The 13,769-nt window shown below is 45.8% G+C and carries 12 protein-coding genes; 5 read left to right on the top strand and 7 right to left on the bottom strand.

All coding sequences use genetic code 11. The features are described from left to right. Positions 1-137: 137 nt before the first annotated feature. Positions 138-509 carry a helix-turn-helix domain-containing protein gene (locus tag F458_RS0104355; RefSeq protein WP_026294483.1) on the top strand — a complete coding sequence of 124 codons (372 nt, stop codon included), beginning with the start codon at positions 138-140 and terminating at the stop codon, positions 507-509. Here the strand turns inward: F458_RS0104355 and F458_RS0104350 are convergent. The 7 genes from F458_RS0104350 to rpmH all read right to left on the bottom strand — a co-directional run bounded on the left by F458_RS0104350 (position 499) and on the right by rpmH (position 6,266). Then, positions 499-1,719 (bottom strand): site-specific integrase, encoded by a 1,221-nt coding sequence (locus F458_RS0104350; RefSeq protein WP_018982159.1) that lies wholly within the window; start codon positions 1,717-1,719, stop codon positions 499-501. The genes F458_RS0104355 and F458_RS0104350 overlap by 11 nt on opposite strands. Before the next feature lie 204 nt (positions 1,720-1,923). Further along, the gene (gene mnmE, locus F458_RS0104345; RefSeq protein ID WP_018982158.1) at positions 1,924-3,318 is read right to left on the bottom strand and encodes a tRNA uridine-5-carboxymethylaminomethyl(34) synthesis GTPase MnmE; all 1,395 of its coding nucleotides are present in this window, start codon (positions 3,316-3,318) and stop codon (positions 1,924-1,926) included. Between the two features lie 2 nt (positions 3,319-3,320). Further along, complete coding sequence (locus tag F458_RS0104340; protein WP_018982157.1) at positions 3,321-3,803, bottom strand: YajQ family cyclic di-GMP-binding protein; 483 nt, start codon at positions 3,801-3,803, stop codon at positions 3,321-3,323. 51 nt (positions 3,804-3,854) lie between these two features. Beyond that, complete coding sequence (yidC, locus tag F458_RS0104335) at positions 3,855-5,510, bottom strand: membrane protein insertase YidC (RefSeq protein WP_018982156.1); 1,656 nt, start codon at positions 5,508-5,510, stop codon at positions 3,855-3,857. 10 nt (positions 5,511-5,520) lie between these two features. Next, complete coding sequence (yidD, locus tag F458_RS20385; RefSeq protein WP_211213189.1) at positions 5,521-5,769, bottom strand: membrane protein insertion efficiency factor YidD; 249 nt, start codon at positions 5,767-5,769, stop codon at positions 5,521-5,523. After that, positions 5,757-6,113 carry a ribonuclease P protein component gene (rnpA, locus tag F458_RS0104330; RefSeq protein WP_018982155.1) on the bottom strand — a complete coding sequence of 119 codons (357 nt, stop codon included), beginning with the start codon at positions 6,111-6,113 and terminating at the stop codon, positions 5,757-5,759. Before rnpA ends, yidD begins: the two co-directional genes overlap by 13 nt. Before the next feature lie 18 nt (positions 6,114-6,131). After that, positions 6,132-6,266, bottom strand: a complete 135-nt coding sequence (gene rpmH, locus F458_RS20380; RefSeq protein WP_049791785.1) for a 50S ribosomal protein L34 — start codon at positions 6,264-6,266, stop codon at positions 6,132-6,134. A 622-nt stretch (positions 6,267-6,888) separates the two neighbouring features. Between rpmH and dnaA the strand changes: the two genes are divergently transcribed. From dnaA to gyrB, 4 genes are all read left to right on the top strand, one after another. Continuing rightward, complete coding sequence (gene dnaA / locus F458_RS0104325; RefSeq protein ID WP_026294482.1) at positions 6,889-8,445, top strand: chromosomal replication initiator protein DnaA; 1,557 nt, start codon at positions 6,889-6,891, stop codon at positions 8,443-8,445. A gap of 34 nt (positions 8,446-8,479) precedes the next feature. Then, a complete protein-coding gene (gene dnaN, locus F458_RS0104320) occupies positions 8,480-9,583 on the top strand; it encodes a DNA polymerase III subunit beta (protein WP_018982153.1) in 1,104 nt (367 codons plus the stop codon). A 74-nt stretch (positions 9,584-9,657) separates the two neighbouring features. Next, positions 9,658-10,746, top strand: a complete 1,089-nt coding sequence (recF, locus tag F458_RS0104315) for a DNA replication/repair protein RecF (protein WP_018982152.1) — start codon at positions 9,658-9,660, stop codon at positions 10,744-10,746. 9 nt (positions 10,747-10,755) lie between these two features. Next, complete coding sequence (gene gyrB, locus F458_RS0104310; RefSeq protein WP_018982151.1) at positions 10,756-13,176, top strand: DNA topoisomerase (ATP-hydrolyzing) subunit B; 2,421 nt, start codon at positions 10,756-10,758, stop codon at positions 13,174-13,176. Positions 13,177-13,769: the final 593 nt, after the last annotated feature.

Below are 13,769 nucleotides of genomic sequence, written 5' to 3'. Positions count from 1 at the left end.
TCTGCGAATGCTACACAAAATTATTGTAGCATCTGGCTCTTTGCGCCCAAAACGGACAGAAACGCATGGGGGCTATCCAGGTCTGAGACTGCATCATAAACCCATCAGAACGAAATCAACGCAGTGTGGGTAGAACGATGTCCGAAGCAGAACAACTTTCCTTCGTCATGAGCGAACTGGCTGAGATAAAGCAGTTGCTGGCTCAGTTCGTTGATAATGCAGTCAATGAAAACGAGAGGCCAGCTTTACCGTTGCCCGATAAAGAGTATCTGACAGTTGATGAAGCCGCAGCTTTAATTGGGGCAAAACGAAGTTACATTTATCGTCTTACCCATGAAAAACGCATTTCGTTCACAAAGCCTGGTGGAAACCGCGTGTTGATCAAACGCTCAGACCTTCTCGCTTGGGTAGAAGGTAACCGTGTGAAGTCCCAGGGGGAGATCAACGATGAAATATCAAACTTTATGGCAAACTCCCGGCGTCGTGGCCGCCAAACCACTAGACGGTAGTTCCGATGGTCGATTGCCCGCACCGAGGGCAAACGTCACCGTCATGTTCGCGTTCCGAGAAGATGTCTGGAAAGCTCCTCATGGCAATCACTCGGCGGCTTTCGAGAATGTCTGCATAAATTTCGGTAGTTCTGAGTTCGCTATGGCCTAGTAGCCTGGACAGTGAATATATGTCCACCCCTCGATTGAGTTGTGCTACGGCAAATGTATGTCTCCCAGCGTGGAAAGTAACGTGTTTTGTTATCCCAGCTCTCATTGCCCATTGCAGCAGCGCCACGTTGAAGTAGCTATTGTATTTGAGGCCGGTAAACACTCGATCTTCCGGTTTCTCCCTCTTCTCTACATCCAATAACCTAACGGCTGAGTCCGGGAGGTCCAGATACACCAGGGAATTCCCTCCATTTTTGAGCTTCTGTTGGTCAAAAATAACTCGATAGTGCCCAGGCTCAAACTCCTCGATTTCGCTCCACGTAAGTTTGTTGATGTCGCTCCATCGGAGGCCCGTAGTACAACTGAACAAAAAGGCACGTTTAAGAACATCATAACGACATTCTGCCTTTGTCATGGCACGAACCTCATCCAACGTTAGGTAGGTTCGCTTGGTGTTCTCAGCTTTGACGCTTTTTACCCGTTGAACCGGGTTGTCCCTGATCATTCCCTCTCGAAATGCTTCATTCAGAGCAGCCCGGATCTTATTGAAGTAGCTCGATGCAGTATTCTTTGCGAGCCGGGATTTCGATTTGGTGAGCTTTTCCTCCAGTAAATACTTCCGGAACCCTTCTAGGAACGGCTTATCAATCTCCTCAAAGGTGAGTTCGGCTCTGCCGTGGTAGTTTCTGAGATGCTTACCTGCCGAGATCCAGATTGAATAGTTAGATGCGCTTCCGGACTCTTTGGTCGAGGTTAATTGGTCATAGTAGTCAAAGAAGCTTGAGGCCAGCTTCACGCGGTCTTCAAGCTGGAATTTGTTGGAATGCGATTCAACGAGGCGTGCAGATTTTGCAGCTTCGGCCTGGCGCATCATTTCCTTGTTGTGTTGCCGCTCAGCCTGAGTCTTAGGGTTGTGATAAACGTACAACCCAAGAGGCTCGTAATCCCGCTTAGGTCGCTTCTTGCCATCCTCCCCTTCGACCACACCGTAGTAGTACACCAGGCGAAGCTGCTGAAGCCCTTTCGAGTTGGGGTTTCGCTTGTTAACAGATACTTTCATTTTTTGGTCCGATCTTGATCCCATTGCTCCAGAATTCTAACCTTGGAGCAAATAGGGATCAATTTATAGTGAAACGGAGCAAACTAGAAGAAAACGCGGTAAAAGTATCTCTGAGGTAATACTAAATATAATCTTTATAAAACAATAATTTAGTTTGATATGTTTTGATGGATTTCACCGGGCTTTACCACTTAGAAATAAGGTTCACTTCCCGATGCAGAACGACGAAAATATGCGACCTAGTAAATCATCCGACGTAAACTCTCCGGTAATTTCAGTGAGCGCCTGATGAGCTAATCTGAGTTCTTCGGCAAGCAGCTCACCTGCCATATTTTGTTCCAGTTGCTCTTTGCCATTATTTACGTGTAACTGGGCGTTATCTAATGCATCAAGATGGCGCCGGCGGGCAATGAACTGGCCTTCGTTGGTAGTATCCAGCCCCATGGTCTGGGCCAGATGATCACGCAGTATATCGATACCTTCACCGGTTTCGGCGGATAAACCGACCACAGTAACTTCACCATGCGCTGTATCCAACTGATTGGTACCGATACGTTCACCCGATAGGTCGGCCTTATTGCGAATGACCGTTGTGGGGATACCGCCTGATAAACGCGCCATAAATTCTGGCCAGATTTCGTAGGGGTCAATAACGGTAGTCTGGGTGCTATCAACCACAAATAAAACACGGTCGGCTTGTTCGATAGCGCTCCAGGCTCGTTCAATGCCTATTTTTTCTACTTTATCGGGACTGTCTCTGAGCCCGGCCGTATCGATGATATGAACCGGCATCCCATTGATATGGATATGCTCTTTTAATATATCCCGTGTGGTACCCGCTACATCGGTGACTATGGCGCTGTCCCGTCCTGCCAGTGCATTAAGCAGACTGGACTTGCCAGCGTTGGGGCGCCCGGCGATAACCACCTGCATACCTTCGCGAAGCAGGGTACCCTGACGGGCATCAGATTTGACCCTGGCCAGAGAGTTAACAATTTTTTCCAGATCGCCGGAGACTTTCCCATCCGACAAAAAATCGATTTCTTCGTCAGGGAAATCAATGGCTGCCTCAACATACATCCGCAGGTGAACAATCTGGTCAGACAATGTATTAATCGCATCGGAAAACTGGCCCTGCAAAGAGCGTAAAGCGCCTCTGGCTGCCTGTTTAGAACTCGCATCAATAAGATCAGCTATGGCCTCTGCCTGCGCTAGATCCAGTTTGTCGTTCAAAAACGCCTGCTCACTGAATTCCCCCGGCCGCGCCAGTCGGGTACCCTCTACTTTGAGTATTGCATCAATGAGCATGTCCATCACCACCTGACCACCATGCCCCTGGAGTTCAAGAACATCTTCGCCAGTAAAGGAGTTAGGCCCTCGAAACAAGATGGCAATACCCTGGTCGATTATTTCCCCTTTTTCGTCCTCAAAAGGCGTATAAGTCGCATAACGAGGTGTTAGCGACTGGGGAATCAAACGGTTTGCCACCGTTTCGGCCTGCGGGCCAGAAACTCGCACAATACCAACACCACCGCGGCCTGCTGCTGTTGCCTGGGCGACGATAGTGTCGATATTTGAAGGACTATGAGCGGTCTGCATAATTAATCGCGAAAGTTAGTGAACTGAAAGGGCTGACCAAAATCTTCGGCTTTAACTAACGCCATTGCCTGCTGCAAATCATCACGCTTCTTGCCTGTGACCCGTAACTGGTCACCTTGAATAGCAGCCTGGACTTTGACTTTTGACTCTTTAATCAGTTTGGTAATTTTCTTAGCCACAGGTTGTTCAATACCCTGTTTAAAAGCAATGGTTTGACGGCAGGTTCTGCCATGCTGGTCCATAGATTTTACATCCATAGCTGACGTATCCAGGTTACGTTTAGCACAGGCACTGCGGAACATGGATTCCATTTGTTGTAGCTGAAACTCTGCCTGCGCCGTCATGACAACGGTTTTGTCTTTATATTCAAAACTGGCATCCACACCACGAAAGTCAAAGCGGGTGGACAGTTCCCGATTTGCATTTTCAGTAGCATTACGTACCTCTTCCATATTGATTTCTGACACAATATCAAATGATGGCACTGTACAATCTCCTCAATGACAAATCAGCCCGCTAAGGCGGGCTGAATTAAACTACTTTGTTTTTATACCTCTTTTTTCCATTGAAGCATAAATAAGCTTCGCCTGGATGAGCGTAATCACATTACTGACTAACCAGTACAGGACCAGCCCTGCCGGGAACCAGAGGAAGAAAACACTCATCGCTACAGGCATATACTGCATAATTTTTTGCTGCATAGGATCGGTTACCGTAGTGGGCTGCAGTTTTTGCAGTAACCACATGCTGGCACCGGTCAATATGGGCAACACAAAATATGGGTCTTTCACTGACAAATCTGTGATCCACAGGAAGAAATCAGCATGACGTAACTCGACACTTTCCAGTAATACCCAGTATAGCGCAAGGAAGATAGGCATCTGCAGAATTAGCGGTAAGCACCCGCCCATTGGATTTACTTTTTCCTTTTTGTACAACTCCATCATTGCTTGCGACATTTTCTGTCTGTCGTCGCCGAATCGATCTTTGAGTTGTTGCATTTTGGGCGCGAGGTTACGCAGACGGGCCATTGACTCATACTGTTTCTTCGTTAACGGATACATAATCCCTTTAACAATCACAGTAATAAGGATAATGGCCACACCCCAGTTACCCACCAGGCTATGCAGGAATTTCAGCAGACCAAACAGTGGTTGAGAAATCCACCACAAAATGCCGTAATCTACCGTTAAATCCAGACCACGAGCCAATTCTGCCAGAGTTTCCTGATCTTTCGGGCCCATGTAAAGTTCAGCGGAAATTGTTGCGCTTTCACCGGCGGCAACGGAGACCGGCTGGCCTTTAAACCCGATAATGGCATACTGATTGGCTGACAGTTTTGAATACAATGCATTGGTCTGGTCCTGAGGCGGTATCCAGGCAGAGACAAAATAGTGTTCAAGCATACCGACCCAGCCAGCTGGCGTAGTGATATTCAGTTTATCGTCTTCAATATCACCAAAATCGTATTTTTCGTAACGATCTTCCTCAGTACCGTAAGCCGCACCACGGTAAGTGGGCATAAACATATTCCCCCCATCGGGTATCACGGTAGTTTGTTTAAGCTGAGCAAACTGTTGCAGGCGAATGTCACTGTCTGACTGGTTACTGATGGTGTAATTAACATCTACGGTATGAGAATTTTGTGTAAACACAAATGTTTTAGTGATCGTAACGCCATCGGCACTTTGCCAGGTAAGCGGTACTTCCAGTGTCTGAGACTCCATAACATAATCGGTTTGGGGCGCAGTATAGCGAGGGCGTCCTTCACGACCACTATCCGGACCATTTCGACCAACTAACCCACTTTGCGCAATATGCACGCCGTTCTCCGGGCGTAGTAAACTGTAGGGTTCGTCTGACCCCTGCTTCACCGGAAAGTCAGGCAAATCGGCAGAGATAATGTCTCCACCACGCAAATCAATGATGACATCTAAAGCATCGGTGCGTACGCGTAGGGCGCGGTCATTATTAATGTCGGGTTGAGCGATTGCGCCTGGAACATCTGCATCGCTTGACGGCATATCATCAAGTTGGTCAGTTTGTGCGGACGGCACATCAGTGTCCTGCGCGGACTGTTCAGACTGAACTGGCGCCACTGGCTTAGGACCATAATCTTCCTGCCACTGTTGCCACAGCAGAAAGCTGACCAAAGCCAGGCCAATTAACAGAAAACTACGTTGCGATTCCATATAGGTCTCTTTATTTTGAGTGTTTAGTATCGTGTTTACTGGGTACCGGATCGTATCCACCCGGATGGAAAGGGTGGCATTTTATAATGCGTTTAAACGATAACCAACCACCAATTAATAAACCATGTGTTTTTAATGCTTCTATGGCATAAAACGAGCAAGTTGGATGAAATCTACAGCGTTGTCCCAGCATCGGTGAGATGCACCACTGATAGAACGTTATCAGTAGCAGGGGAATGGCAATACTTATTTTGCGCAACGCTTGACTAATTTTTTCCATTGCTTGTCTAACAAGGCGAACACTTCTTCGTTGGTTAACTTATCAGCACCTGATTTTCCCACCACAATAATATCAATATCTGGAAGTTTGCCGGTACGATGACGAAAGCTCTCGCGAATAAGTCGTTTTAACCGGTTGCGGTCATGGGCTTTACGAATGCGTTTTTTGGCTAAGGTAATACCCAGGCGCGGATGGCCTAACTCATTGTGACGTGCTAGAAGTGTAAAGGCAGGGGAAACAGCTGGTGTGGCGTCGTTAAACACATAAGTAAAGTGGGAAGGAGTTAACAGACGTAACTCCCTGAAAAATTGATTTTCACCCACTTTGAAGTATTTCTTTATTTAAGCAGAAAGGCGAGCGCGACCTTTAGCACGGCGAGCTGCTAGTATTTTGCGACCATTTTTAGTCGCCATACGAGCACGAAAACCGTGTGAACGCTTGCGCTTTAAGTTGCTCGGTTGAAATGTTCTTTTCATGACCAAAGTCTCACTTATATAGTTAAAACACAGGCGGTAACGAAATAACGCATTAGCGAAAAGTCACGTTGACTTTTAAAATGCTGTTAGGTAACGAACACTGCCTATACAAAAGGATGCCGAATTCTAGAGATCCCGTGGCCTCCTGTCAATGGATAATGGTGTATTGAAGGTATATTTCAAACAAAATTTGAACAACTGCCGACTAACTTGCCCTGAGCGTGTAGCTACAGCCTTGATTGCTGTGAATAAAATAAATTATTGTTGCATTTTATCCACAGATGATTGTGTAAAGGCCGTGTTTAACGCATGTTCCAGCGGCCATCGATCAGCCCTGATCGCTTGTACAGGGGTCTGGGTTATTGAGATCCGGCCAAGAATAGATAAATAAAATAGTTCATATAATTCATAAGCATAAAATTTTGATCCGCGTGATCTGCGAAGATGATCGTTTACTTTATGTTAGTAAGATCAGATAATCCACAGCGATAAGATCAAATAACAAATTTCCTGCTCATCATCTAATGCCAATGTCTGCGCTCTGTCTGTTTTTTCTTTAGACGGGATTTATGACATACACATTATTGTTGGTGTCGTAGCGACTATCGGAGCTATTGTATACATGTCCCTATGGAACCATTGTCTTGACCGTTTGCGTCAGGAATTGCCGACTCAGCAATTTAGCATGTGGATAAGACCCCTTAGTGCTCATGAAGAGGTAGAGGCCGTCACGCTTTATGCACCTAATCGCTTTGTGCTGGATTGGGTTCGCGATAAATACCGCGACAAGATAACGGCGCTGTTCAGTGAGTTTTGTGGGCCAGAGGCACCACAGTTGCGTCTTGAGGTCGTTTCCAGAGATACACGTTCGGCGGCACCGTCTGAACATCCCGCTCCAGTGCAGCAACAGCATCAGCACAGAGCGCCAGCGCCCTCGAGACAAGACAACCCTCATTATCAGTACAACGGTCAACCTAACGAAACTGCTCATAGCAGGCCTGCTAATAGTTCCGGTTACAATCAGCAGACTGATGAACATAGGCCAGACACCGGGCAGCACTACACAGAACAGGCTCAGAGTTCGCAGCCACATCGGGAATCCCGGCCTGCGCCAAATCGTGCACCTAATGTTATCCCTATCCCTGAGGGGATGAAGCATAAAAGTAATATTAATCCTAACTACCAGTTTGACAATTTTGTCGAGGGTAAATCCAATCAGTTGGCCCGGGCCGCTGCGACGCAGGTGGCCAACAATCCCGGTGGATCCTACAACCCTTTGTTTATTTACGGCGGCACGGGTTTGGGTAAAACCCACTTGTTGCACGCGGTGGGTAACGGCATAGTGGCAAACCGTGAAAATGCAAAAATTGTGTATATGCACTCTGAGCGCTTTGTTCAGGATATGGTTAAAGCGCTGCAAAACAATGCAATTGAAGATTTTAAAAAGTTTTATCGCTCTGTAGATGCACTGCTTATCGATGATATTCAATTTTTTGCTAATAAAGAGCGTTCCCAGGAAGAGTTTTTCCATACGTTCAACGCCTTACTGGAAGGTAACCAGCAAATAATTTTAACGTCAGATCGTTACCCTAAGGAAATTGATGGTGTTGAGGATCGGCTTAAGTCACGGTTTGGCTGGGGGCTGACTATTGCTATCGAACCGCCTGAACTGGAAACCCGTGTTGCTATTTTGATGCGCAAGGCGGCGGAAAATCGTATGAATCTTCCCAACGAAGTTGCTTTTTTTATTGCAAAACGTTTGCGCTCAAACGTACGCGAATTGGAAGGCGCTTTAAACCGGGTTATCGCCAATGCTAATTTTACCGGACGGCCTATTACCATTGATTTTGTTCGCGAAGCATTACGTGATTTACTGGCGTTGCAGGAAAAACTGGTCACGGTAGATAATATTCAAAAAACCGTGGCAGACTATTACAAAATCAAAGTGTCTGATATTTTATCTAAACGCAGAAGCAGAAGCGTGGCCAGACCGAGGCAGGTTGCTATGGCGCTGGCCAAGGAACTGACCAACCACAGCTTGCCTGAGTTGGGTAATGCATTTGGTGGGCGCGACCACACCACAGTGCTGCATGCGTGTCGTAAAATAGAGCAGCTTAGAGAAGAAAGTCATGATATAAAGGAAGACTATAAAAATCTAATACGGACATTGTCTTCTTAACCTGACAGCCATCACGACGCGAGAAGAAAAATCGATGAAATTTACTATCAGCCGAGAAAATTTTTTACAACCATTACAAATGGTTTCAGGCGCCGTTGAACGCCGGCATACACTTCCGATACTCTCCAATGTGCTAATCAAGGTAAAAGATGATGCTGTCTGGCTTACCGGCACAGATTTGGAAGTTGAGCTGGTATCCAGTGCTAGCCTTGAAGGCGATCATACCGATGGTGAAATTACGGTTCCAGCTAAAAAACTGTTCGACATTATCCGGGGGCTGACTGAAGGCACTCAGATACATTTCCTGGTTGAAGAAAATAAAGCCTTGATCCGCGCCGGAAGAGGGCGCTACACCTTATCCACACTCTCAGCCAACGATTATCCTAATCTGGAAGACTGGGAGTCTGAGGTTGAGCTGGATCTTACGTGTCATGATATAAAGCGTCTGATTGATAGTACAAACTTTTCTATGGCGCAGCAGGATGTGCGGTACTACCTGAACGGTATGTCTTTAGAAACTGAAGAGAATGTGGTACGAACAGTCGCTACAGATGGGCACCGCTTGGCCCTTTGCCGCCAACAATATACTGATACTCCCTTATCTGCCCGCCAGGTAATTATTCCGCGCAAAGGTGTAATGGAAATATCTCGCCTGATTGGCGATGACGATAGTCTCATCAAAGTGCAAATTGGGTCGAACCATATCCGCCTGCAAACCGGAGCATTTATTTTTACCAGTAAATTGGTAGATGGACGGTTCCCGGATTATCGGCGTGTATTACCTCGTGATGGGGATAAAACAATAATTGCAGATAAGGCTACTCTCAAGGATGCCTTCTCTCGCGCGGCGATCTTATCCAACGAAAAGTTTCGCGGTGTGCGTTTAAACCTGTCTAACGGGGAACTGAAAATTACCGCCAATAATCCTGAGCAGGAAGAAGCGGAAGAAATTGTTGATGTTGACTACCAGGGTGAAGATTTAGAGATTGGGTTTAACGTTGCGTATCTAATTGACGTTCTTAATGCATTACCTCGCGATAAGGTCAAGCTGACACTTTCAGATTCAAATTCAAGTGCTTTGATTGAAGATTCAGAGGACGACGCTGCATTGTATGTCATTATGCCAATGCGCTTATAATTGTTTGTATTAACGAGGCCGGTTCGCCGGCCAGCCGCCTTCATTATTTATTCTTATTCTTTGAGTATCGATTTATGAAACTGAGCAATCTTCAGCTCACACAGTTTCGGAATATCGATAAAGCCCAGGTAAGTCCCTCCCGTCAGCTCACGATGATCACGGGCAGAAATGGCAGTGGTAAATCATCCTTACTGGAAGCCATTTATTACTTGGGGTTTGGTCGGTCATTCAGGACCAGAAAGCATCAGTCTGTTATTCAACATGCAACCTCCAGCTTTAGTATATTTGCCGGTGGTGTGGATGAACAAGGTAGAGAGTTTAAACTTGGCTTGCAGCGGACCACCGATGATAATTTTACCTGCTCGGTGAATGGAGAACATTCACACCGATTAGCCGATATAGTCAGCTTGATTCCCGTGCAGCTTTTTACACCACAGAGCACCGACTTAATTCTTGGTTCACCATCAGAGCGTCGTCGATTTTGTGACTGGGGTTTGTTTCACGTGGAACAATCATTCAATTCATTATTTCAAACCTATACGAAATTACTCCGTCAACGTAACGCATTGCTCAAGCAAAATTCGAATCTTACAGCCTCCCAGCACGGATATTGGCAGGAACAGCTGGTAGCAACCGGGGAAAAGCTAAATTTAATGCGAGAAAGCTATGTAGACGGGTTAAAACCGCTATTTAATGACATTTGTAGTGAATTTTTACCTGAGTTTTCGGTAGAAATCTCGTATTATAAGGGGTGGGAAAAAGACGCCTCATTATCTGATGCGTTAGAGAAAAAGTTAGAGTATGACACAAAAATCGGTCATACCTCTGCAGGTCCGCATAAGGCAGATTTAAGATTTAGAGTAAATGGAATAAACGCTCAGGAAATACTATCCCGCGGCCAGTTGAGAATGGCTGTAGCCGCATTGCAATTATCCCAGACAGCACTTTTTTCAAAACAGACGTCGCGTAAAAGCATTTTTTTGTTGGATGACGTAGGTGCTGAATTGGATCTTGACAAGCGAGAGCGATTTATTGATGGGTTGCTAGCTATGGATACGCAGGTATTTGTTACTGCAATAGAAAAGCAGCAACTTGAATTTGTAGATAAATACAATGAAAAGAAGATGTTTCACGTGGAACATGGGCACGTGACAGAGGAGTAAAAGCTAATTATGTCAGAGCAGAATATATACGACTCGTCCAGTATCAAAGTCCTTAAAGGGCTGGATGCGGTGCGAAAACGTCCCGGTATGTATATCGGAGACACTGATGATGGCACCGGCTTACACCACATGGTATTTGAGGTGGTGGATAATTCTATCGACGAAGCGTTGGCAGGCCACTGCTCAGAGATCGTTGTTCAAATTCACGTAGATGGTTCTGTATCAGTCTCAGACGACGGTCGCGGAATACCTACTGAACTGCACGAGGAAGAGGGCGTTTCAGCTGCAGAAGTCATTATGACTGTGCTACACGCTGGCGGTAAGTTTGACGACAACTCATATAAGGTGTCCGGCGGCTTGCATGGTGTAGGGATTTCCGTGGTAAATGCATTGTCTTCTAAGCTGAAGTTGCGTATACGCCGCGGTGGCAAAACTTACGAACAAGAATACCAGCACGGCGTACCTCAAGCTCCACTTGAAGTAAAAGGTGAAACTGATAAATCAGGTACGGCAATTCGGTTCTGGCCCAGCGGTGACACTTTTACCAACCTTGAATATCACTACGATATCCTGGCAAAACGCTTACGCGAGTTGTCATTTCTAAACTCAGGTGTATCGATCAAGTTGCTTGACGAGCGCGACGATAAAGAAAACCATTTTAAGTATGATGGGGGAATCCGAGCGTTCGTTGAATACCTTAATCAGAAAAAGAACCCAATGCATGAAAAGGTATTTCACTTTGCTATCGATCGTGATGATGGCATTTCAGTTGAAGTCGCTATGCAGTGGAACGACAGTTTCCAGGAAAACATATTTTGTTTTACCAATAATATTCCACAGCGAGATGGCGGGTCTCACCTGGCCGGTTTCCGCGGTGCGTTAACGCGTACGCTGAATAATTATATGGAAAAGGAAGGCCTTAACAAAAAGGCAAAAACCAATGCCACTGGTGACGATGCAAGAGAAGGCCTTACGGCTGTAGTATCGGTAAAAGTGCCAGATCCTAAATTTTCTTCTCAGACCAAAGATAAGCTGGTGTCTTCTGAGGTTCGTCCCGCTGTTGAGTCGTCAATGAATGAGAAATTAGCGGACTTTTTGTTGGAGAACCCAACTGAAAGTAAAATCATCGCCGGTAAGATTTTAGATGCGGCCCGAGCTCGGGAAGCCGCCCGGAAAGCGCGCGATATGACGCGCAGGAAGGGCGCCTTGGACTTGGCAGGCTTGCCAGGCAAACTGGCAGATTGTCAGGAAAAAGATCCAGCACTTAGCGAACTTTATATTGTGGAGGGAGACTCTGCGGGTGGTTCTGCTAAGCAGGGGCGCAACAGAAAAAATCAGGCTATTTTACCGCTTAAGGGGAAAATCCTGAACGTTGAAAAAGCGCGCTTTGATAAGATGCTTTCTTCACAGGAAGTCGCAACGCTTATCACTGCACTGGGCTGTGGTATTGGTCGTGATGAATATAATCCGGATAAATTACGGTATCACAGTATCATTATCATGACTGATGCGGACGTAGATGGCTCGCACATCCGAACGTTGCTATTGACGTTCTTCTACCGTCAAATGCCGGAAATTATCGAAAGGGGCTACGTATATATTGCTCAGCCTCCTCTTTATAAAGTGAAAAAAGGTAAGCAGGAGCAGTATCTTAAAGATGATGATACTCTGACCGAATACCTTACCAATATCGCGCTCACCGGTACCTCACTGCACACCAGTGAAGATGCCCCGGGCATTAGCGGTCCAGCCCTCGAAACACTTGTGAAGCAGTATCAGGGCGTTGAGAAAATGATTGAGCGACTGTATCGGGTAATGCCACCGGATATTCTTTATCGTTTAATTTATTCACCCACACTAAATCTTGAAGATTTAAAAAGTGAGTCGACACTGAATGATGTTGCGGATAAATTTATCCAAAGCATGAATGACAGAGAAAATAGTGGTGCGACCTATCGGTATGAAATCAGGCGTGACGAAGAGCTAAGCGAATTTTATATTGCCATCATCATGCGTATGCACGGTATTGATTATGAGTATAAAATTGGTCACGATTTTATTGAGTCCAGTGAATATGGTCGTATACGAGCGTTGAATGAATCCATAAACGGCATGATGGCTGATACTGCTTACGTTCAGCGAGGTGAGCGTAAGCAATCTATCGACTCGTTTAAAACCGCCATCGACTGGCTTATGAACGAAGCGAAAAAAGGCCAGTATATACAGCGCTATAAAGGGTTGGGAGAGATGAATCCCGACCAGTTATGGGAAACAACAATGGACCCTGAAGGCCGCCGTATGTTGCAGGTTACTATTGAAGATGCCATAGGCTGTGACCAGTTGTTCACCACATTGATGGGCGATCAGGTCGAGCCGCGCAGAGAGTTTATCGAAGCCAATGCGCTGAAAGTAGAGAATCTCGACGTGTAGTTGCTAAGTAGCTTTCCTAAAAAATTCAAAACCACATCGAAAGGTGTGGTTTTTTTTTGCGTTAAATTAATCATTATTTAAGGTTGCTAATCATAGCCGCCACGCTCGACCACCCATTAGTAGACCTTTCCTAGTTTGAAATAATCAGGACATCTCCCTTTTATTCAATACGTCGAATAACAGCCACGCCTGTAAAACAGTTTCACGGTACAGTTTTTACTCCCTAAATAAGCCAATAATTTAAGCCTGCCAGCAAGAAATTTGGGAAGAGTGGCACGCAACAAGGAGTATAATGAAATGGAAACTATAGATTTAGGTGGCGAGAGTGGACCTGATTTCAGATGGAAGTTTTGGCGATTGGTCCATAAGTTGTTGTAGTGTACATATGGCGTCGAGCTTTCACTCGAAATGTTTATACACTTAGTCAGCTATAACTCAAACACAGCACAATATGGTTTCGGTCGCATGTCTGCTTACAATCGTCGGTAATGTATCAGGGGCTGGCTTGAGTCCCTATACAATATGAATGTTTATGATCTAATTGCAGTCACGATTTGGGTCGTCTTTTTTTTGTACCCACTTTATTGCCTTGC

This window comes from Salinimonas chungwhensis DSM 16280, from assembly GCF_000378185.1.
GTDB classification, from domain to species: Bacteria; Pseudomonadota; Gammaproteobacteria; order Enterobacterales; family Alteromonadaceae; genus Alteromonas; species Alteromonas chungwhensis.
The sequence above is the reverse complement of the archived record's forward strand: the minus strand, read 5'-3'. Positions and strand labels throughout refer to the sequence as shown.